Origin of the sequence: Streptomyces sp. NBC_00090 (assembly GCF_045160815.1) — a bacterium.
In the GTDB taxonomy this organism is placed as follows: Bacteria; Actinomycetota; Actinomycetes; order Streptomycetales; family Streptomycetaceae; genus Streptomyces.
Genome location: NZ_CP108224.1, coordinates 7286452 through 7307366 on the forward strand (window position 1 = coordinate 7286452; position 20915 = coordinate 7307366).

Here is a 20915-nt window from a genome sequence, read left to right on the forward strand (position 1 = left end):
CGAGGGGGCGCGGGCGTTCTCGTAAACGCGCTGATGAGCGCCTCAAGTGCGCCGTACCGCAGGGTCGTTCACCTTCCGGGCGTCACCGACCTCCCGTACCGCCCGACTTGCTCCCGCTTCGCGCCCAATGCGAAGAATGGCGCGGCGCAGACGCCGTGACGAGGGGAGCAGGTCCGTGGGTGCGATCACGATGGTGAAGTCCACCGAGGGCGCGGGGGGTGAGGGGCGCACAGGGGTCGCGGAGAGCACGGAGCCGCTCCCCGCGGGCGGCCCGCCCGCCGCCCCACCGCACGACCCCGCACCGGCCTCCCTCGACCCCCGCCGCGTCCGGCTCGTCTTCTGCGGCCTCATGCTCGCGCTGCTCCTCGCCGCGCTCGAGCAGATGATCGTGGCCACCGCCCTGCCGAAGATCGTCGGCGAACTCCAGGGCGTGGACCGGATGTCCTGGGCCATCACCGCCTATCTGCTGACCGCCACCATCGGCCTGCCGATCTACGGCAAGCTCGGCGACCTCCTCGGCCGCAAGGGCGTCTTCCTCTTCGCCATCGTCGTCTTCGTCATCGGCTCAGGGCTGGCCGGCTGGTCCCGGAGCATGGACCAGCTGATCGCCTTCCGCGCGCTCCAGGGCGCCGGCGCCGGAGGCCTGATGATCGGCGTCCAGGCGATCATCGCCGACATCGTCCCGGCCCGGGAACGCGGCCGTTACATGGGCCTGATCGGCGCCGCCTTCGGCCTCGCCTCCGTGGCCGGACCCCTGCTCGGCGGCTTCTTCACCGACCACGTCTCCTGGCGCTGGTGCTTCTACTTCAACGTGCCCTTCGGGCTCGTCACCCTCGCCGTCGTCGCCACGGTCCTCAAGCTCCCCAAGCCCACGGCACGCCCGCGCTTCGACGTCCTCGGCGCGCTGCTCCTCGCCGCCGCCTCCACCTGCCTGGTCCTGCTGACCAGTTGGGGCGGGACCGAGTACGCCTGGGACTCCCGCGTCGTCCTCGCCCTCGCCTGCGGCGCCGCCGGAACGACCCTGCTCTTCCTGGTCGTCGAGTACTTCGCGCCCGAACCCCTCATCCCGCTCCGGCTCTTCCGCGACTCCGTCTTCACCGTCACCGCCCTCGTCGGCGCCGTCGTCGGCATCGCGCTCTTCGGCGCCGCCAGCTACCTCCCCAGCTACCTGCAGATGGTCGAGGGCGCCAGCGCCACCGAGTCCGGCCTCCTGATGCTGCCCCTCATGGGCGGGATCGTCGTCGCGTCCGTCGTCTCGGGCCAGCTCATCAGCCGCACCGGCCACTACAAGATCTACCCGGTGGTCGGCGGGGCCGTCTCCGTCCTCGGCATGTGGCTGCTCTCCCGCATGGACACCGAGACCCCGCGCCTCCAGCACAGCCTCTGGCAGGCCGTCCTCGGCACCGGCATCGGACTCGTCATGCCGGTGCTCGTCCTCGCTGTACAGAACTCCGTCCGCCCCGCCGACCTCGGCACCGCCACCAGCGCCCACAACTACTTCCGCCAGATCGGCGGCAGCGTCGGCGCCGCCGTCTTCGGCACCCTCTTCGCCTCCCGGCTCGACGACGCCCTCGGCGACCGGCTCGCCGGGGCGATGGCCCGGAGCGGCGCCGCCGCGTCCCTGCCGCCGGCCGAGTCGATCACCCCGCAGTCGGTGCACACCCTGCCGCCCGCCCTGCGCGACGCCTACATCCAGGCGTACGCGGACGCGATGCCGCGCATCTTCCTCTACCTCGTGCCGGTCCTCGTGCTCGGCCTCGTCCTCGCCTTCTTCCTCAAGGAGAAACCGCTGGTGTCCCACCACAGCCCGCTCACCGAGGCCACCGAGGCCACCGACTTCGGCGGCGCCCAGGCGGTCCCGCACGCCCGGCACGCCGCCCCCGCCCCTTCTCATGGGGGGCCTGCCCACTCCGGGGTCCCGGTCTGCGGCACCGTCCAGCACCACGACGGCAGCCGGGTGCCCCGGGCCGCCCTCACCCTCATCGACGTGCAGGGCCGCCAGGTCGGGCGCGGCGCGAGCGGAGAGGACGGCCGGTACGCGCTGAGCGTGCCCGACCGGGGCGCCTACGTCCTCATCGCGGCGGCCGGCGGACACCAGCCCCAGGCCGTCTCCGTCACCGTCGGCGACCGGCCGATCGAGCTCGACGTCGTCCTCGGCGGCGCCGGGCGGCTCGCGGGCAGTGTCGTCACCGCCGACGGGACGCCCGTACGGGACGCGGCCGTCACCCTCACCGACGTGCGCGGCGAGGTCGTCGCCTCCACCCGCAGCGGGCGCGAGGGCGGGTACGTCATCACCGAACTCGTCGCCGGCGAGTACACGCTCGCCGCCAGCGCCCCCGCCTTCCGGCCCGCCGCGCTCCCGGTGAGCGTCCAGGCCTCCCGGGAGACCCGCCAGGACATCGAGCTGGCCGGCGGCGCGGTGCTGCGCGGCACGGTACGGGCCGGTGGGGGCCGCCCCGTCGAGGACGCCCGGGTCACCCTCCTCGACGCGGCCGGCAACGTCATGGACACCCTCACCACCGGGGCCGACGGCACCTTCCGCTTCGTGGACCTGTCCTCCGGCGAGTACACGGTCATCGCCGCCGGGTACCCGCCCGTCGCGACGGTCCTGCAGATGGCCGGCGGGGGCCGCACCGAACACGACCTCCAGCTCGGCCACCAGGACTGACAAGGACTGACCAGGACTGATCGGTCCAGGTCAGTCCAAGGTCGGTCCAAGGTCGGTCCAGGCCGGTCCAGGCCGGTCCAGGCCGGTCCGGATCGATTCAGGAGGCGGTCGACGCCCTGCGCAGCGTGCTGATGCAGGAGCTGATCGCCTCCTGGAGGGCTTCGAGGCGCTGGAGCATGTCGTCCTCGAAGATCTCCTCCTCCAGGACCTCGTCGAGCGTCAGCTCCTCGAAGACCTTCGTCGCCTTCTGCAGGCTGTTGTAGAACTTGGTGCGCCGCTCCTGGACCCGCAGCGTCGGGTCCTCCTCCACCGCCCGTGCGACCAGCCCCTTCACCGCGTCGTACGCCTCACCGGCCCACTCGCCGGCCTCCTCGGAGTCGTCGAGCTCGTCGATGAGCGACAGATGGCGCTCGGCCTCGGCGCGCAGCTCCGCCGGCGCCGCCACTGTCTGCCCGGCCGGGGTCTTGATCTGGCCGTTCTCGACGATCTGCCGCACGTACCCGATGCGGTCGGCCGCCTTCGCCTCGCTCGCCACCGCCTTCTTCAGGTCGTCGGTGCGGGCGAAGGCCCGGGCCATCTCCGTCTGGAGGGCGGGGTCCTCCTTCATCCGGTCGAGCAGCGCACCGCGCGCGGCCTCCGCCGTCCCCGGGTCGGCGAGGATCGCGGCCCGCAGCGCCGTCGGGTTCTCGGCGACCTCCAGCGCCTTCGTGGGCCGGATGCCCTCCGCCTCGGCCGCCGCGCTGATCGCCTGGCCGCGCACGGAGGAGGCGCTGTTGCGGGAGGTGTAGTACGAGAGCCAGACGTCCGCATCGGGCAGTTCGACGTCCTCGCCGGGCACCAGGACCTCGAACTGCGGGACCAGACCGTCGTCGGCCGCCATGTCCCAGGCCTTGTAGTAGCGCATGACCCGCTCCGGCGAGCACTCCGCCAGCCGCGCGAAGGCCTTCGCCGAGACCTTCGTCCGGGCCGTGCCCTCGGCGGGCTGTCCGCCGGGGCGCACGCTCCGCGCGACCTTGAGCGCGAAGGCCCAGCCGCCGGTCCGGGCGTAGACCCCGAAGTCGCGGGCGTCGCGGACGACGACGGGGTCGTGCGCGTCCGAGGACTCGTCTTCCGACTCCGGCCCGGAGGTCTCGTCCTCCGACTCCGGCCCGGCGTACTCCGCGTCCGACCCCGGCTCGGGGGACTCCGTGTCCGACACGGGGGACGCGGGCTCCGGAGCCGACGGCTCCCAGAACTCCGGCTCCGAGATCGGCGCCGGGACGGTGTCGGGCGCGAAGGCCTCAGGAGCGGCGGTCCCGCGCTCTTCGGCGGACGTTTCGGACGGGGTGATGGCGATGGTCACCGAGAGCTCTCCGGAAGGTCGGGTGCGACAACTGCGGCCGACAGCCTATACGCACATGTTGGCGATATTTCGCCCTATTCGAGCCATCGTTGAGGAACCCGTTAATTCGATGGCGGGTCGGGCGGCCCGGCGGGCAGCATGCTCCCATGACCTACGGAATCGAGTTCCACCCCGCGCGGTGAGCGCCCGGCACGAGCGCCCCGCGCTCGCTCCTTCCCTCTTCGCATACGCCCGGGACCTACGGCGCGTGACACCGGCCGCGGCCCTGCCCGAGAGCGGACATCCCCTGCCCGGCACCGCGCGCCCACCGAGACCCCGAGGCGTCGGCCGAGGCCATCGCGAGGCCCGGATCGCCGTCACCGACGCCCTCGTCCCGCTGCTCGCCGATCCCGACGGCGAACGGGCCGCGGCCGAGGCCCACCGTGCGCTCGCCGCGACGGGAGTCCGCGACGGGACCGTCTTCGCCGCGGTCGCCGCGTTGCCGCCGCCCGACGATCCCGCTGACCTCGCCCGGGCCAGGGCACTCGCCCGGCGCCTGAGCCGTGACGGGACGACCACGGTCACCGTGGCCGCCGGCCTCGGACTGCTCGCCCGTCTTGGCGAGGCCGAGGACGTGCCGTACCTGCGCACCCTCGGCGTACTCGAAGGGCTCGACCAGGCCGTCGTCACGACCCTCACGCCCCTGGACCGCAGGAGCGCCGCCTTCGTACGGCTGATCCACCGAGCCCGGGGAGCCGAGCTGCGCGCCCTCGTCGACGCCCTTTCCGCCGGAGACGCCGAAGACCGTGACGACACCGAAGGAGCGGCGGAGGCCGTACGCGACCGGTTCCTGGAGATTCCGACCGGGCCCCGCGGTCTCGGGCCCCAGGCCGCCCGGCACGTCGCGGAGGCCGTCGGCCTCGCGGAGCTCCTCCGGCGGGAGCCGGACCGCCCCGGGCTCCTCGCACAGGCGGTCCGCGTGCTGGTCCGGATGACCAGCCGCAGGAACTACGAGGCCGAGATCCTCGGGTACGGCGAAGCCGTGGCGCTGTACGGGACGGTGGCCGCCCACGCCCACCGGCTGCCCCGGGAGCTCGCCCACCGGGCCGCCCTGGTCTCCCTCGCCCTGGACCTGCACAGCGGCCCCGGGCACCTCCTCGCCTGGCCGGCGGGGCGGCGCGAGGAACTCCTCGACACCCTCCTGGCCGTGGTCGGGGAGGCGGACGACGCGCCCGCCGATCGGGAGGCGAGGCGGCGGGCCCACTGGATCCGCCGCACGGTGCGGCAGCTCCGCACCGCCCGCCGACTCTCCACGAACCGCACGGAGAGGCCCTCCGACGCCCCTGACGCCCCCGACGCCCCCGACGCCCCCGACGCCCCCGACGCCCCCGACGCCCCCGACGCCCGCGATGCCCCTGACGCCCCCGACGTCTCCCGGCTGCGGATCGAGGTCGCCGTCGGCGATCCCGCCGAACCGGACGTCGTCGAGACCCGCTTCCTGATCGACGGGCGACCCCTCGTCCCGTGGGCCTTCGGCCGGGGGCCCGGCGAGCCGCCCGAGTGGCTTCTCGGCGGAGGAGCCCTGCGGGCCGCGCCCGAACCCCGCGAGGTGCGGCTCGCCGAGGCGTACTGCACCGAGGGCTGCTGCGGCGCGCTGTACGTCACCGTGCGGCGCGAGGGCACCCACGTCGTCTGGGACGGCTGGCGGCGCCCGTGCACGCCGCCGGGACTGCCGGAGCTCTCCGCGTACCGCTTCGACGCGGGCGACTACGACACCGAGGTCGAGCGCGCCGAGCGCGACCACAGCTGGACCTGGCCGGCTCGCCGGACCGCTTGGCTGATCGGCGCGGGGCTGCGCGAGCGGCCCGAGCTGCTGACCCGCTGGGGGCTGGGGCGGGGATGGATCTCCACGGACTTCCGCGCACCGGACACCACCGTGGTCACCTTCAACGGCCCGCCCCTGAACGCCGACGGCACTCCCGACACCGGACAGCCGGCGCGCCAGTTCCTCTGGCGCCTCCCCGACGACGGCACCCCGCCCGAGGAACAGGCGGCCGCGGCCCTGCGCCGCCTGGCCGAACGCGATCCCAGGGGGTATCCGGAACGGCGCGGATGATCCGTACCGCCGTCCCGGTGACTGCCAGTGGTCCACTCCAACGGCGGTTATCCACAGGGGTGGTAGGGCCGCCGGGCGGCGCGTACGGTGCCAGGCATGAAGATCCTCATCAGTGCCGACATGGAGGGCGCGACCGGTGTGACCTGGCCCGCCGACGTGCTGCCGGGTACGCCCCAGTGGGAGCGCTGCCGTTCGATGTTCACCTCCGACGTGAACGCGGCGGTGCTGGGCTTCTTCGACGGCGGCGCCGACGAGGTCCTCATCAACGAGGCGCACTGGAGCATGCGGAACCTGCTCCTGGAGCGGCTCGACGAGCGCGCCGAGATGCTCACCGGCCGGCACAAGTCCCTGTCGATGGTCGAGGGCGTGCAGCACGGGGACGTCGACGGGATCGCCTTCGTCGGCTACCACACGGGAGCGGGCACCGAAGGGGTCCTCGCGCACACCTACCTCGCCAACTCGATCACGGGCGTCTGGCTGAACGGCGAGCGGGCGAGCGAGGGCCTGCTCAACGCCCATGTGGTGGCGGAGTACGGAGTCCCGGTCGTCCTCGTCACCGGCGACGACCTGACCTGCGAGGACGCCCTCGGCTACGCGCCCGAGGCCCGCAAGGTCGCCGTCAAGGACCACGTCTCCCGGTACGCGGCGGTGTGCCGCACCCCGGCCAGGACCGCCGCCGACATCAGAGCGGCGGCCAAGGACGCGACGGCGCTCGCCGTCCGGCACGAGCCGGTCCGCGGCGGACCGTTCACGGTGGAGCTGGAGTTCGACGCCGACCACCTGGGCGCCGCCGCCACGGTGGTTCCCGGCGTGGCGCGGAGCGGCGAGCGGCGCGTCTCCTACACGGGAGAGACGATGTACGAGGCAATTCGCACGTTCAAGGCGGTCACGACCATCGTCTCGGCCGCGGTGGAGGAGCAGTATGGCTGAGGAGGTCCGGGGCCCGGACACGACGGCGCTCGACGAGGTGGTCACCTTCACCTCCGAGCTCATCCGCATCGACACCACCAACCGGGGCGGCGGCGACTGCCGCGAGCGCCCCGCCGCCGAGTACGTCGCCGAGCGGCTCGCCGCCGCCGGGATCGAACCCACCCTCCTGGAGCGGACCCCCGGCCGCACCAACGTCGTGGCGCGCATCCCGGGCACCGACCCCTCGGCCGAGGCGCTCCTCGTCCACGGCCACCTGGACGTGGTCCCCGCCGACCCCGCCGAATGGACCGTGCACCCCTTCTCCGGCGAGATCCGCGACGGAGTCGTGTGGGGGCGCGGCGCCGTCGACATGAAGAACATGGACGCGATGGTCCTGGCTGTCGTCCGCTCCTGGGCCCGGCAGGGCGTCCGGCCGCGCCGCGACATCGTCCTCGCCTACACCGCGGACGAGGAGGCCAGCGCCGAGGACGGCTCCGGCTTCCTGGCCGACCGGCACGCCGCGCTCTTCGAGGGCTGTACGGAGGGCATCAGCGAGTCCGGGGCGTTCAGCTTCCACCCGCAGCCCGGCACCACCCTCTACCCGATCGCGGCGGGGGAGCGGGGCACCGCCTGGCTCAAGCTCACCGCCCACGGCCGGGCGGGCCACGGCTCCAAGGTGAACACGGCCAACGCGGTCACCCGCCTCGCCTCGGCCGTCGCCCGGATCGGCGCGCACACCTGGCCGGTCCGCCTCACCACCACCGTCCGTGCCGCCCTCACCGAACTCGCCGCGCTGTACGGCATCGACGTCGACACGAGCGCACCCGACCTCGACGTGGACCTCCTCCTCGACAAGCTCGGCCCCGCCGCCGCGCTCGTCGAGCCGACCGTCCGCAACAGCGCCAACCCGACGATGCTGAAGGCCGGTTACAAGGTCAACGTCATCCCGGGCCAGGCCGTCGCGTACGTCGACGGCCGGACCCTGCCGGGCGGCGAGGAGGAGTTCGCCGCGACCATGGACCGGCTCACCGGGCCGGACGTCGAGTGGGAGTTCCACCACCGTGAGGTGTCCCTGGAGGCCCCGGTCGACTCGCCGACCTTCGCCAAGCTCCGGGCCGCCGTCGAGCGCTTCGACCCGGCCGGGCACGTCGTACCGTTCACCATGTCCGGCGGCACCGACGCCAAGCAGTTCTCCCGGCTCGGCATCACCGGCTACGGCTTCTCGCCGCTCAGGCTGCCCCCGGAGCTCGACTACGGGGCGCTCTTCCACGGCGTCGACGAACGGGTCCCGGTCGACGCCCTGCACTTCGGCGTCCGCGTGCTCGACCATTACATGAAGTCCGCTTAGAGACATGCGTCAGGCACACGAAGTCCGCTGACGCACACGAAGACTGCTGACACACACGAGGTCAGCCGGCGAACACGAGGTCCGCCGACGCGCACGAAGGCCGCGCGGGACCGTGACAGGGGGAGTTGAGATGGCCACGACCACGGCCGCCCACGGCAGCTGGCCGTCGCCCGTCGACGCCGCGCTCGCCGCCGCCCACGACGGACGCCCCGAATACGTGGGCGCCGTCGGCGACGAGCTGTGGTGGACCGCCCCCCGCCCCGCCGAGGGCGGCAGGCGGGCCCTCGTCCGGCGGCGCGCCGACGGCGGCGAGGAGACCGTGCTCCCCGCGCCGTGGAACGTCCGCAGCCGGGTCATCGAGTACGGCGGACAGCCCTGGGCGGCGATCGCGCGGCCGCGCGGCGGACCGCTCGTGGTCTTCAGCCACTTCCCCGACCAGCGCCTGTATCTCTACGAGCCGGAGGCCGGACCCGGCGCCGGACCCCGGCCGCTCACGCCCGTCTCCGGCGTCGGCGGCGGACTGCGCTGGGTGGACCCGGTGATCCACCCGGACCGCGGCGAGGTGTGGTGCGTCCTGGAGGAGTTCACCGGGCCCGCGCCGACCGACGTGCGCCGGGTGCTCGCCGCCGTGCCGCTGGACGGATCGGCGGCCGACGACCGCACCGCCGTACGCGAACTCTCCGACGGACGGCACCGGTTCGTGACCGGACCCCGGCTCTCCCCGGACGGGCGCCGGGCGGCCTGGATCGCCTGGGACCACCCCCGGATGCCCTGGGACGGCACCGAGGTCCAGCTCGCCGAGGTCGGCCCCGACGGCACCTTCGGCGGCGCCCGCACCGTCGCCGGCGGGCCCGCCGAGTCGATCGCGCAGGTCGGCTGGGACGCGGCCGGGCGACTGCTCTTCGCCGGTGACCGCACCGGCTGGTGGAACCTCTACCGGGCGGAGATCGGCGCGGCCGGCGAGGTCGGCGAACCCCTCGCGCTCTGCCCCCGCGACGAGGAGTTCGGCGGACCGCTCTGGAAGATCGGGCTGAGCTGGTTCACGCCCCTGGAGGACGGACTGATCGCCGTCGTCCACGGCAGGGGCACCACCGCCCTCGGACTGCTCGATCCCGAGAGCGGCTCCCTCACCGACGCCACGGGCCCCTGGACCGAGTGGGCCTCCACCCTCGCCGCGCACGGCACCCGGGTCGTCGGCGTCGCCGCCGGACCGCACCGCTCCTACGAGCTCGTCGAGCTGGACACCAGCACCGGCCGCACCCGGGTGGTCGGCGCCGCGCACACCGACGCCGTCGACCCCGCGTACCACCCCGAGCCGCGGATCCGGACCTTCACCGGCCCCGGCGGGCGGGAGATCCACGCGCAGGTCTACCCGCCGCACCACCCCGGCTTCACCGGCCCCGCCGGCGAACTGCCGCCCTACGTCATCTGGGCGCACGGCGGGCCCACCGGGCACGCACCGCTCGTCCTCGACCTGGAGATCGCCTACTTCACCTCGCGCGGGATCGGCGTCGCCGAGGTCAACTACGGGGGCTCCACCGGCTACGGCAGGGAGTACCGGGAGCGGCTGCGCGAGCAGTGGGGCGTCGTCGACGTCGAGGACTGCGCGGCCGTCGCGGCGGCGCTCGCCGCCGAGGGCACCGCCGACCCGGCCCGGCTCGCGGTGCGCGGGGGCAGCGCGGGCGGCTGGACGGCCGCGGCCTCCCTCGTCACCACCGACGTGTACGCCTGCGGCACGATCATCTACCCCATCCTCGACCTTCGGGGCTGGGCCACCGACGAGACCCACGACTTCGAGTCCCAGTACCTCCACGGCCTCGTCGGACCGCTCGACGAGGTGCCCGCCCGCTACGAGGAACGCTCGCCGATCGAGCACGTCGACCGGGTGACCGCGCCCTTCCTGCTTCTCCAGGGGCTCGACGACGTCATCTGCCCGCCGGCGCAGGCCGAGCGCTTCCTCGCCCGGATGGCCGGACGGGGCGTTCCGCACGCCTACCTCGCCTTCGAGGGGGAGGGCCACGGCTTCCGCAGGGCCGACACCATGGTCCGCGCCCTGGAGGCCGAACTCGCCCTGTACGCCCGGACCTTCGGCATCGCCCGAACCGACGTCCCCGACCTGGAGCTCCGCTCGTGACCCCCAAGGGCCCGCACGCCACCACCGAACCCCTGACCCGGCCCGCCCGCCTCCGGCCCGGGGCGCGCGTCGCCGTCGTCGCGCCCAGCGGACCCGTCCCCGAGGAGCGGCTGCGGGCGGGGCTGGACATCCTGCGCGGCTGGGGCCTGGAGCCGGTGGTCGCCCCGCACGTCCTGGACGCCCACCCCACGCTCGGCCACCTCGCGGGCGCGGACCGGGCACGGGCCCGCGACCTGACGGAGGCCTGGTGCGACCCCTCGGTCTCCGCCGTGATCTGCGCGCGCGGCGGCTTCGGGGCGCAGCGCATGGTGGACCTCGTCGACTGGCGGGCGGTCCGGGCCGCCGGGCCCAAGGCGTTCGTCGGCTACAGCGACGTCACCGCCCTGCACGAGGCGTTCGCCGTCCGCGCGGGACTGGCGACGCTCCACGGACCGATGGTCGCGGCGGGCACCTTCCTGTCGGACCCGCGCACCCGGGAGTCGCTGCGGGCCACCCTGTTCGAGCCGGAGTCGGTGCGGACGCTCGGCCTGGAGACCGCGCGGCCGCTGGTCCCCGGCCGCGCCCGGGGCGTCACGCTCGGCGGCTGCGTCAGCCTGCTCGCCGCCGATCTCGGGACCCCGTACGGCAGAGCCTCGGCCCGCGGCGGGCTGCTGCTCCTGGAGGACGTGGGGGAGGAGCCGTACCGCCTCGACCGCGTCCTCACCCAACTGCTGCGCTCCGGCTGGCTGGACGGCGTCGCGGGCATCGGCCTGGGCTCGTGGGAGGAGTGCGGTCCGTACGAGGAGGTGCGGGCGGTCCTCGCCGACCGGCTGGGCGGCCTCGGCGTACCCGTGGTGGAGGAGCTGGGCTTTGGACACAGCGCGACGGCGCTGACGGTCCCGCTGGGAGTGCCCGCGGTCCTGGACGCCGAGAAGTGCACGCTGACCCTGGACGTGCCCGCCCTGGTCTGAAGTGCCTTGTGGCAGGTCTTCACTGAATTTCCGTCAGCAACCTCTGTGCGTTGTATTGACGGTGCACTTACACGTGTCACAACATGGGCGCGGCCCCCTTACTTACCGGTAGGTAGGTGGTTGGTGAGGCCACTCATGTGCCCTTGTGTGGAGGTCCCGTGTCCCGTGCACTGCCCAGATCCCGCAAGATCCTCGCCCTGGTGGCCGGTACGGCGATGGCGGCACCGCTCGCCCTCGCCGGTCCGGTGAGCGCCGCCGAACCCGGCGCGTACACCGTCACCCCGCTCACGTTCACCGTCGACGCCGGCGGTCGCACCTGCACCGTCGAGGCCGATCTCTACCGGCCCGCCGGGGTCGACGCCGCCAGTCCGGCGCCGGCTGTTCTCGCCACCAACGGCTTCGGCGGCAGCAAGGCCGACGGCCAGACCGACGTCCTCGGCAAGGCCTTCGCGGCGCGCGGCTACGTCGGCCTCGTCTACTCGGGGCTCGGCTTCGGCAAGTCCGGCTGTCTGATCTCCCTCGACGACCCGGCCATCGACGGACAGGCCGCGGCCCGGCTCGTCGACTTCCTCGCCGGCACCCGCGCCGCCGACGACGGCACCCGCGTCGACTACGTCACCAAGGACGGGGCGGGCGACCCCCGGGTCGGCATGATCGGCGGCTCCTACGGCGGCGCGGTCCAGCTCGCCGCCGCCTCCGTGGACCCCCGACTCGACGCCCTCGTCCCCCTGATCACCTGGAACGACCTGGCCTACGCCCTGGCCCCCAACGGGGCCGACCGCTCCACCCCCGGCGTCTTCAAGTGGCAGTGGTCCAACGGTTTCTACCTGATGGGGGAGGGGCAGACCCTGCTCTCGCCCTCGCTCGACCCGAGCCGGATCAACTCTCTCAACTGCCTGCACTTCGTCACCAGCGCCTGCGACACCGTCCGGCTCCTGAACTCCGGCGACTTCCCGGCGGCCGCCACGAAGAAGATGCTCGACTACGCCCGGAGCGTCTCCCCCGCCTCGTACCTGGACCGGGTCAAGGCGCCGACCCTGCTCGTCCAGGGACAGACCGACAGCCTCTTCAACCTCAACGAGGCCCAGGACACGTACGAGAAGCTCGAAGCGCACGGTGTCGAGACCAAGATGATCTGGCAGTCCTGGGGGCACAGCGGCGGCCTCATCAACCCCATCGACGGTGAACTCGACCTCGCGAAGGGCAATCTGGAGACGAGCTACGTCGGACAGCGCATCCTCGCCTGGTTCGACCGCTACCTGCAGGGCGACCAGGACGTGGACACGGGTGCGGAGTTCGCCTACTACCGCGACTGGCAGAGCGGCTACGGCACCGCCGGCACCGTTCCCGCGCTCAGCCAGAAGCTGTACCTGTCCGGCGACGGCAAGCTCGTCGACAACCGGTCCAAGGTCACCCTCGGCGCGCGGGCGTACAGCAACTGGCTGATCCCGACGAGCCACTCCGAGGTCTCGCTGGCCGGTCTGATCGGGCTCCCCGACGCCCCGCTCTCCGACACCGAGGGCACCTACCTCGGCTGGACGAGCGCGCCGCTGGCCGCCCCGGTCGACGTCGTCGGCTCCCCGAAGGCCACCCTCAAGGTCATCTCCCCGAGCCCGGAGCTCGTGCAGAACTCCGGGAACGCCGCCGACAAGCTGGTGCTCTTCGCCAAGGTCTACGACATAGCGCCGGACGGCAAGAAGACCCTGGTCAACAAGCTCGTCGCCCCGGTCCGGGTGCCGGACGTGACGCGTCCGTTCACGGTCGAGCTGCCGGGCATCGTGCACCGGTACGAGACCGGCCACCGCATGGAGTTCGTGATCGCGGCCAGCGACTCGGCCTACTTCGGCAACCGGGGCATCAAGCCCGTGATCGTCACCAGCGCCCCCGAGGACACGGGGACGCTGGAGCTGCCCATCGTCGGCGGCAGGGTCGGCTAGACACACCCCAGGGCCGGCGCGAGGCCTGGCGACAGGGCGCGCGCGGCGAGGCGCGCGGCGGGGCTCGCCACAGGCCTCGCGGCAGCCGTCGCGACAGGGCGCGCGGCAGGGCACGCGTCGGAGCTCCCGCTAGAGCGCGGCGTACCCGGGGCGGACGACCTCGTCGATCAGCCGCTGCCGCTCCGGCAGCGGCAGGAAGGCGGCGTCCAGGGCGGCGACCGTGAACTCCTCGAACACCTCGGGCCCGTAGCCGAAGGCGTCCACCATGTGCTGGAACTCCTCGCTCATGGTGGTGCCGGAGACCAGACGGTTGTCGGTGTTGAGCGTGATCCGGAAGCCGAGGCGGCGCAGCTCGTCGATCGGGTGCGAGGCGTAGTCCTTGGCCGCACCCGTCTGGAGGTTGGAGGTCGGGCAGACCTCCAGGGCGATGCGGTTGTCCCGGACGTACGAGGCGAGCCGGCCCAGGGTGCCGTCCTCGGTGATGTCGTCCGTGATCCGCACGCCGTGACCGATCCGCTCCGTGCCGCAGACCTGCACGGCCTCGTGGATCGACTCCGCGCCGACGGCCTCGCCCGCGTGGATCGTGAAGTGGCAGTTCTCCCGCTTCAGGTGCTGGAAGGCGGGGAGGTGGCGGGCCGGCGGGTTGCCGATCTCGCCGCCGGCTATGTCGAAGCCCGCCACACCCTTGTCCCGGTGGGCGACCGTGAGCTGGGCGATCTCCAGGGAGCGGTCCGTGTGGCGCATACCGGTGAGGAGCGTACGGACGGTGATCCGGCCGCCCGAGCGGAGCTCGCCCTCGCGGAAGCCGTCGTTGACCGCCTCGACCACCTCGTCGAGGGTCAGCCCGCCTTCGAGGTGCTGCTCGGGGGCGTAGCGGATCTCGGCGTAGACGACACCGTCCGCCGCCAGGTCCTCGGCGCACTCGGCCGCGATGCGGGTCAGCGCCTCGCGGGTCTGCATCACCGCGCAGGTGTGGGCGAAGGTCTCCAGGTACCGCTCCAGCGAACCGGAGTCGGCGGCGTCCCGGAACCAGACCGCGAGCTCGGCCGGATCCTCGGTCGGCAGCGCGGTGTAGCCGCACTCCCGCGCCAGCTCGACGATCGTCGCGGGGCGCAGCCCGCCGTCGAGGTGGTCGTGGAGAACGGCCTTGGGGGCCCGGCGGATCCACTCGGAGACGGTGGTGGCGACAGGCGTGGCAGGGTTGTCAGACAAGTGCATGGCGGGGAAGTGTACGCCACGGCCGAGGGGGGCGCTGTGACGGCCGTGACGGACACCCGGCGCCGAGCGGCCGGGAACGGGCCTCCGCGAGCGGCGGGACGTTTCCTAGTGGGACTGGAGCACCGGCAGGGCGGGGGTGCCCGTCGGCAGCATGTGCTTGGCGGCGAGGACAGGGGTCTCGCCGACCCGGACGACCTGGGTGACCAGGACGGCCGGGGTGTCCGCCGGGCGGCCCAGCTGGTCCCCGCGCCGCCGCCCCAGCAGGGTCGCCGTGATGCCGCTGTGCGCGCTCAGGGCGGTCTCCCGGGAGGCTCCGACGAGGACGGCGAGCATCGAGACCGCCGGCGTCCGGCCCGCGGCCGCGCGCCCGCCGCGGGCCGCCGCCGGGGACCCGGCCTCCGCCGCCCGCAGGGCGCTCGCGAACTCCGGGTGCACCCGGTCGAGCACGTCGTCCGCCGCCGCCCACTCGTGGCTCAGCGCCACCGCCGTACCCTCTCCGGCCAGCACGGACTCCCAGAACCGCAGCTCGGCCCCGGCCGGGGCGAGCAGGTGCTGCGTGGTGAAGTCGGTGGGCTCCTCGACCGTCCGCAGCAGCGCCCGCACCCGCAGCGGAACGTCCGTCCCGATCAGCTCCTCCAGCGGCTGGACGTGCTCGAAGCCCCGGCGCGGCGGCCGGTCGTTGACGGTCCGGCCGACCCCGCGCCGCACGGTCAGCAGGCCGTCCTCCTGGAGCAGTAGCAGGGCCTCGCGCAGGGCGGGCCGGCTGACGCCCAGTTCGGCGGCGAGCTTGGGCTCGGAGGGGAGTGTCGAACCGGGCGGATAGGTGCCGTCGTGGACGGCGTCCGCGATCCGCTCGTAGAGCGCCACGACCGGTCGCCGCCGCTGTCCGCCGACCGCCACGGCCGCCTCCTCGTCTGGTCCCCACCGGTGTACCGGCACCACGGTAGTCGGCCCACGTTGTCTGACAAGTCACCCGTACGGCTCTCCTCACCGTCACCCTGGGGCTCCGCTCACCCCATTCTGGTCCCACGGCTGGTCCCAGGGCGCGGGCCGGGTACGACCGACGGGCACCACCGACGGCACGACGGAGGAGAGGGCCGGGCATGAGTCCCAAGGAGACGTCACGAACACCGGGCGGGGGTGCGACCCGGTTCGGCGGAGCCTTCACGCCGGGCCGGATCGCGATGACGGCCGTCGCGGTCCTCACCCTGGTCTTCATCTTCGAGAACACCGGCGAGGTCGGGATCAGGATCCTGATCCCCGAGGTGTCCATGCCGCTCTACCTGGCCCTCCTGGCGACCGCCGTCCTCGGCGCCGGCTGCGGCTACTACGCCGCTGCCCGGAGGCAGAAGTGAGGCGGGGGGCGGCCGTCGTGGGCGCGGGCGCGGTCCTGGCCCTCGCGGCCGTCGCCGTCGCCTCGGCGGAGGGGGCAGCCGCGCCCGGCGAGGAGACCGCGACCGGGACGCGGGTGATGCCGGACTTCCTGGGCGGCGGGCTGTGGCGGGTCTTCACCCGGCTGGACCGCAGGACCCGTCTCGACGTCCACGACGTGAGCGGGCGGGACCGGCGCGTGCTGTGGCCGGCGAACTGGCGGGTGTGCACGCAGTACCCGGCGGCGGGCACGGGCCTGGACCGGCGGACCACCGTCATGATCGGAGTCGTCCGCGCGGGCGAGACCTGCCCGCCCCGCGTCCGCACCGCCCGCCGCTGACGCGGGGCGGACCCGCCTCCCTCGCCGGCCGCTGACGCGGGGCGGGCCCCCTGCTCCGTCGGCCGGTGACGCGGGTCGACCCGTCCGCCCCGCCGGAGCCGTCATGCGGGTGACCTGCCCGCCGGCCGCCGACGCGGGTCGACCCGCCCGCACCGCCCGCCCGCCGGCCGGTCACGCGCCCGCGCTCCGTGGTGCTCCGGCGCCGGCGGGGCCGGTGGGGATGGCGTGGCGGAGGGCGGGGGCAGGTCCTAGCCTGGGCGCATGCCCGACGATCTTGGACGCTTTCTCGCCACCGGGCCCCGTGTGGGCCTGCGCCCCTTCTCCCACGGCGACGCCGAGGAGTTCGCCGCGCGCGCCCGCGAGAGCCGGGAGCTCCACCACCCCTGGCTGTTCCCGCCGTGCACCCCCGAGGCGTACGCCGGCTACGCGAGCGTGCTCATCGACGACCCGACCCGTGCCGGATTCCTCGTGTGCGAACGTGCCGAGGGCGGCCGGATCGCCGGGTTCGTCAACATCAACAACATCGTCCGCGGCGCCTTCCGCAGCGGCGCCCTCGGCTACGGCGCCTTCGCGCACGCGGCCGGACGCGGTCTCCTCACCGAGGCCCTCGGGCTCCTCCTGCCGTACGCCTTCGGGCCGCTCGAACTGCACCGCCTGGAGGCGAACATCCAGCCCGGCAACACCGCCTCCCGCGCGCTCGTCCGCCGCGCGGGCTTCCGCCTGGAGGGCTTCTCGCCCGCGATGCTCTTCATCGACGGGGCCTGGCGGGACCACGAGCGCTGGGCGATCACCGCCCCGGAGCCGCGGTAGTGCGGTAGGTGCGGTAGGTGAGATCGGTGCGATCGATGAGTCTCAGCGCTTGTAGTTGATCTTCATCGTGTCGAGGTCCGTCACGGTCGAGCGCAGCCCCTTGTACGCGTGACCGAGCCCCTTCAACGCGGTCTCCACCCGGTCCTCCGCGAGAGCGCCCGCCATCTCGTCGCCGTCCTCCGCGTCGGAGACCACGACCAGGCGGTACGAGAAGTGCTTCAGGGTCCGGTCGTAGGCGAGCGAACCCTCCTCCGTGAACTGCATCGCGGTCAGCCCGTGCGCGTCCACCTCGGCGAGCAGCCGGGTCCGGCTCTCCTCCGACAGGCCGTCGAACGTACCGCGCACGATGACCCGGTAGGTGTGCTGCGTGCCCATCCCTCGTACTCCCTGTGCCACTGCTCCACCGCCGCCGGGGCGGCACCGACCCTCCACAGTACGGTGGCGCCCGCCCGGTCCGCCCGGAATATCCGTGCGGACCGGCACCGTTCCCGACCGCAGCCTGGCGTGAAGAGCCCCTGGTCAGGACGGGCTCCGGAGTGTTCCATGGGTGAATGACGACCGTGCGACGTGCCGTACTGACGCTGCCCGCGGCCCCGTTGGGCCCGGACAACCCCCTGCCCGCTCTGCGCACCCACGACGGGACGCACGCGGTCGACGAACAGACCCTCGCCGAACTCCCGCGCGACATGGCCCGGGGAATCGGCCGCGCGCCCCTGCGCAGCCTGCTGCCCGCTCCCGTGCGCGACGGCTACGGGCGCGAACGGAACCCCACCGAGCTCGACGCCGTCGTGATCGAGAACGACCGGCTCCGGGTGACCGTGCTGCCCGGCCTCGGCGGCCGCGTCCACTCCCTGCACCACAAGCCCACCGGCCGCGAACTCCTCTACCGCAACCCGGTCCTCCAGCCCGCCGCCTTCGCCCTCAACGGCGCCTGGTTCTCCGGCGGCATCGAATGGAACATCGGAGCCACCGGCCACACCACCCTCTCCTGCTCGCCCCTGCACGCGGCGACCGTCCGCGCGCCCGACGGCGGCCCGATGCTCCGCCTGTGGGAGTGGGAGCGACTGCGCGACCTGCCCTTCCAGGTCGACCTCTGGCTCCCCGAGGACTCCGACTTCCTCCACGTCGGCGTCCGCGTCCGCAACCCCCACGAGCGGCCCGCCCCCGTCTACTGGTGGTCCAACACCGCCGTGCCCGAGGACCGCAGGGTCATCGCCCCCGCCGACGCCGCCTGGCACCACGGCTACGAGCGCGGCCTGCGCCGTCTCCCCGTCCCCGTCACCGAGGACGGCACCGACCGCTCGTACCCGCTCAACGGCGACCACGCCGCCGACTGGTTCTACGACCTGCCCGACGGGCAGCGCCGCTGGATAGCCGCCCTCGACGCGGACGGCACCGGGCTCGTCCAGACCTCCACCGACCCGCTGCGCGGCCGCAAGCTCTTCCTGTGGGGCGGCGAGCGGGGCGGCAGGCGCTGGCAGGAGTGGCTCACCGAGCCCGGAACCCCCGGCTACGCCGAGATCCAGGCCGGCCTCGCCCGCACCCAGCTGGAACACCTGGAGCTGCCGGGCGGCGGGGAGTTCAGCTGGATGGAGGCGTACGGACCGCTCGCCACCGATCCCGGGGACGCGCTCGGCGACGACTGGGACGCCGCCCGCGCCGCCGTCGAGAGCGGCCTCGCCTCGGCCCTGCCGCGCACCGCGGTCGACGCGGCGTACACGGCATGGCGGGAGGGCGCCGCCGACGCCGAGCCCGACACGCTCCTCGCCGTCGGCTCCGGCTGGGGAGCCCTCGAAGTCCTGCGCGGACACCACGAGTTGCCGGGCACGCCGTTCCCCGAGTCGACGCTCGGTCCGGACCAGGAGCCCTGGCGGGAACTGCTGCTCACCGGAGTCCTGCCCGCTCCCGAGAAGGGCGCGCCGCCCGGCGCCCCGCTCGTCTCGGCCCCCTGGCGGGACATGCTGGAGACCGCCCCTGCGGACCCCACCACCGAGTACCACCTCGGCATCGCCCAGTGGCACGCCGGAGACCGCGCCCAGGCGGTACGGAGCTGGGAACGCGGACTGCGCGAGGCCACCGTGCGCTGGCCGCTGCTCTACTGCCTGGCCGTCGCCGACCGGGAGGACGGGCACCCGGCGCGGGCCGCCGAACGGTTCGCGGAGGCCTTCACCGACCACGCCGACCGGGCAGGGGAGGACGCGGTCGTGGCCGCCGCCCTCGGCCGCGAGGCGATCGTCGCGCTGCTCGCCGCCGGACGGCCCGCCCGGGCACGGGAGTCGTGGTCGCGGATGTCGCAGGAGATCCGGGAGCGGGGCGCCTTCCGCTTCCTGGAGGCCCGGCTGCTCATCGCCGAGGGCCGGACGGGCGAGGCCCGCGCCGTCTTCGACGCGGGCTTCGAGGTCGCGGACCTGAGCGAGGGCGCCGAGATCCTCGGCGAGGTATGGGCGGAGGTCACCGACGAACCCCTGCCGGACGCCTACGAGTTCAGGATGCGGCCGAGCTGACGGGCGGGTCCGCGACGGGCGCGGACCGCTACCCTGGACGGTGCGAAACCGGTCGACGGTCGCGGAGGGACGGGGGTCCGGAGATGGCAGCCTGGGCGACGGCCGAGTGCCGGTGCGGACACCCGCGCTTCCGCCACGGGGAGCCCCGGTTCTCGGGCTCGTGCGGCGCCTGCCGCTGCGAAACCTTCGAGCTGCCGCCGCCGGAACCGGGTTTCCTGGACCCCGAGCCCTCACGGCCCGAGCGGGACCGCACGCCACATCCGGGGTGCCCCCTCCAGGACCCGGACTGCATCGGGATCCACGACTTCTTCAGGGACTGAGCTCCTCCCCGGCGCGCGCTGCGAGCGGCAGGCGCGCGCAGGGGCGCGGTAGGCGGCGGGTCAGGACACCCGGCACAGGATCTCGCCGTGCGGGACCATGAACCAGGCGTCCTCCCGCTCGCCCCACTCCCGCCAGGCCTCCCCGATCGCCGCCAGTTCGTCGGCGGTCGCGTGGCCGCCCTGGACGGCCAGCTCGGCGTAGACCGAGGCGGTCGTCCGGTCCGCCCACAGGCCGCTCCACCAGGCCCGCTCCTCGGGGGTGGCGAAGCACCACGTGCCGGCGGTCGCCGTGATGTCGGTGAAGCCTGCACGCCGGGCCCAGGAGAACAGCCGCCGCCCGGCGTCCGGTTCGCCGCCGTTGGCGCGTGCGACCCGGTGATACAGGTCCAACCAGCCGTCCAGCGCGGGGCGTTCGGGGAACCAGGCGAAGGCCCCGTAGTCGCTGTCGCGGGCCGCGACGATTCCGCCGGGGCGGCACACCCGCCGCATCTCCCTCAGCGCCCGGACCGGGTCGCCGACGTGCTGCAGCACCTGGTGGGCGTGGACCACGTCGAAGGAGTCGTCGGGAAAGTCCAGGGCGTGGACGTCGGCCACGGCGAACTCGACGTTCTCCAGGCCGCGTTCGGAGGCGACGGCGCGGGCCTTCTCCAGTACGTCCTCGGCGGAGTCGACCGCCGTCACCCGGCCGGGCGCCACCCGCGCGGCCAGATCGGCGGTGATCGTGCCGGGCCCGCAGCCCACGTCCAGGACGTCCAGTCCCGCCCCCAGCTCCGGCAGCAGGTAGGCGGCGGAGTTCTCGGCGGTCCGCCAGCTGTGCGAGCGCAGCACGGACTCGTGGTGGCCGTGGGTGTAGACGGCGGTCTCGTGGGCCGGGGACGGGGCGGCGGCGTGTGTCATGGAAGCGACTCCCTCGGTGTGGGTGCGTCCCCTCACCGTACGCACTCCACTCGAATGGTGAGACCCGCGTCT

16 protein-coding genes are annotated in these 20915 nt (G+C 73.9%); 11 read left to right on the plus strand and 5 right to left on the minus strand.

Annotated elements, in window-relative coordinates; translation table 11 throughout:
- Window positions 1-175: 175 nt before the first annotated feature.
- A complete protein-coding gene (locus OG361_RS32450) occupies window positions 176-2668 on the plus strand; it encodes an MFS transporter (protein WP_405859205.1) in 2493 nt (830 codons plus the stop codon).
- Between the two features lie 97 nt (window positions 2669-2765).
- On the opposite strand, the gene OG361_RS32455 is transcribed toward OG361_RS32450, so the two are convergent.
- Window positions 2766-4010: a hypothetical protein gene (locus tag OG361_RS32455; RefSeq protein WP_405859207.1), complete on the minus strand. Its 1245-nt coding sequence runs from the start codon at window positions 4008-4010 to the stop codon at window positions 2766-2768.
- A 247-nt stretch (window positions 4011-4257) separates the two neighbouring features.
- On the opposite strand from OG361_RS32455, the gene OG361_RS32460 reads away from it, so the two are divergent.
- The 6 genes from OG361_RS32460 (at window position 4258) to OG361_RS32485 (ending at window position 13383) form a co-directional block, all read left to right on the plus strand.
- Window positions 4258-6105 carry a hypothetical protein gene (locus OG361_RS32460; protein WP_405859209.1) on the plus strand — a complete coding sequence of 616 codons (1848 nt, stop codon included), beginning with the start codon at window positions 4258-4260 and terminating at the stop codon, window positions 6103-6105.
- 96 nt (window positions 6106-6201) lie between these two features.
- Window positions 6202-7035, plus strand: a complete 834-nt coding sequence (locus OG361_RS32465) for a M55 family metallopeptidase (protein WP_405859211.1) — start codon at window positions 6202-6204, stop codon at window positions 7033-7035.
- Window positions 7028-8362 carry a M20/M25/M40 family metallo-hydrolase gene (locus OG361_RS32470; protein WP_384561099.1) on the plus strand — a complete coding sequence of 445 codons (1335 nt, stop codon included), beginning with the start codon at window positions 7028-7030 and terminating at the stop codon, window positions 8360-8362. The genes OG361_RS32465 and OG361_RS32470 overlap by 8 nt, the downstream gene beginning before the upstream one ends.
- Window positions 8363-8492: 130 nt before the next feature.
- Window positions 8493-10496, plus strand: coding sequence for a prolyl oligopeptidase family serine peptidase (locus OG361_RS32475; protein ID WP_405859213.1), 2004 nt, complete (start codon window positions 8493-8495; stop codon window positions 10494-10496).
- Window positions 10493-11446: an LD-carboxypeptidase gene (locus OG361_RS32480; protein WP_405859215.1), complete on the plus strand. Its 954-nt coding sequence runs from the start codon at window positions 10493-10495 to the stop codon at window positions 11444-11446. The genes OG361_RS32475 and OG361_RS32480 overlap by 4 nt, the downstream gene beginning before the upstream one ends.
- A gap of 215 nt (window positions 11447-11661) precedes the next feature.
- Window positions 11662-13383: a CocE/NonD family hydrolase gene (locus OG361_RS32485; RefSeq protein WP_405862566.1), complete on the plus strand. Its 1722-nt coding sequence runs from the start codon at window positions 11662-11664 to the stop codon at window positions 13381-13383.
- Window positions 13384-13512: 129 nt separating this feature from the next.
- On the opposite strand, the gene OG361_RS32490 is transcribed toward OG361_RS32485, so the two are convergent.
- Entirely contained in the window at window positions 13513-14601 is a 1089-nt protein-coding gene (locus OG361_RS32490; RefSeq protein WP_405859217.1) for an adenosine deaminase, read from the minus strand.
- 105 nt (window positions 14602-14706) lie between these two features.
- The gene (locus tag OG361_RS32495; RefSeq protein WP_405859219.1) at window positions 14707-15501 is read right to left on the minus strand and encodes a GntR family transcriptional regulator; all 795 of its coding nucleotides are present in this window, start codon (window positions 15499-15501) and stop codon (window positions 14707-14709) included.
- A gap of 203 nt (window positions 15502-15704) precedes the next feature.
- Between OG361_RS32495 and OG361_RS32500 the strand changes: the two genes are divergently transcribed.
- The 3 genes from OG361_RS32500 (at window position 15705) to OG361_RS32510 (ending at window position 17122) form a co-directional block, all read left to right on the plus strand.
- The gene (locus OG361_RS32500; RefSeq protein WP_405859221.1) at window positions 15705-15956 is read left to right on the plus strand and encodes a DUF1049 domain-containing protein; all 252 of its coding nucleotides are present in this window, start codon (window positions 15705-15707) and stop codon (window positions 15954-15956) included.
- Complete coding sequence (locus OG361_RS32505; protein ID WP_405859223.1) at window positions 15953-16312, plus strand: hypothetical protein; 360 nt, start codon at window positions 15953-15955, stop codon at window positions 16310-16312. The genes OG361_RS32500 and OG361_RS32505 overlap by 4 nt, the downstream gene beginning before the upstream one ends.
- 261 nt (window positions 16313-16573) lie before the next feature.
- Entirely contained in the window at window positions 16574-17122 is a 549-nt protein-coding gene (locus OG361_RS32510) for a GNAT family N-acetyltransferase (RefSeq protein ID WP_405859225.1), read from the plus strand.
- 42 nt (window positions 17123-17164) lie between these two features.
- Here OG361_RS32510 and OG361_RS32515 read toward each other — a convergent pair whose 3' ends face one another.
- Window positions 17165-17497 carry a DUF6204 family protein gene (locus tag OG361_RS32515; protein ID WP_405859227.1) on the minus strand — a complete coding sequence of 111 codons (333 nt, stop codon included), beginning with the start codon at window positions 17495-17497 and terminating at the stop codon, window positions 17165-17167.
- 176 nt (window positions 17498-17673) lie between these two features.
- On the opposite strand from OG361_RS32515, the gene OG361_RS32520 reads away from it, so the two are divergent.
- On the plus strand, window positions 17674-19626 hold the full coding sequence (locus tag OG361_RS32520; protein ID WP_405859229.1) for a DUF5107 domain-containing protein: 1953 nt from the start codon (window positions 17674-17676) through the stop codon (window positions 19624-19626).
- 380 nt (window positions 19627-20006) lie between these two features.
- On the opposite strand, the gene OG361_RS32525 is transcribed toward OG361_RS32520, so the two are convergent.
- Window positions 20007-20843: a methyltransferase domain-containing protein gene (locus OG361_RS32525; RefSeq protein WP_405859231.1), complete on the minus strand. Its 837-nt coding sequence runs from the start codon at window positions 20841-20843 to the stop codon at window positions 20007-20009.
- Window positions 20844-20915: the final 72 nt, after the last annotated feature.

Bases quoted from the DNA above. Each gene is read 5' to 3' on its own strand.
- OG361_RS32525 (WP_405859231.1), bottom strand. From the start codon at position 20,843: ATGACACACGCCGCCGCCCCGTCCCCGGCCCACGAGACCGCCGTCTAC.
- OG361_RS32520 (WP_405859229.1), top strand. From the start codon at position 17,674: ATGACGACCGTGCGACGTGCCGTACTGACGCTGCCCGCGGCCCCGTTG.
- OG361_RS32465 (WP_405859211.1), top strand. From the start codon at position 6,202: ATGAAGATCCTCATCAGTGCCGACATGGAGGGCGCGACCGGTGTGACC.
- OG361_RS32490 (WP_405859217.1), bottom strand. From the start codon at position 14,601: ATGCACTTGTCTGACAACCCTGCCACGCCTGTCGCCACCACCGTCTCC.
- OG361_RS32510 (WP_405859225.1), top strand. From the start codon at position 16,574: ATGCCCGACGATCTTGGACGCTTTCTCGCCACCGGGCCCCGTGTGGGC.
- OG361_RS32515 (WP_405859227.1), bottom strand. From the start codon at position 17,497: ATGGGCACGCAGCACACCTACCGGGTCATCGTGCGCGGTACGTTCGAC.
- OG361_RS32485 (WP_405862566.1), top strand. From the start codon at position 11,662: ATGGCGGCACCGCTCGCCCTCGCCGGTCCGGTGAGCGCCGCCGAACCC.
- OG361_RS32470 (WP_384561099.1), top strand. From the start codon at position 7,028: ATGGCTGAGGAGGTCCGGGGCCCGGACACGACGGCGCTCGACGAGGTG.
- OG361_RS32475 (WP_405859213.1), top strand. From the start codon at position 8,493: ATGGCCACGACCACGGCCGCCCACGGCAGCTGGCCGTCGCCCGTCGAC.
- OG361_RS32500 (WP_405859221.1), top strand. From the start codon at position 15,705: ATGAGTCCCAAGGAGACGTCACGAACACCGGGCGGGGGTGCGACCCGG.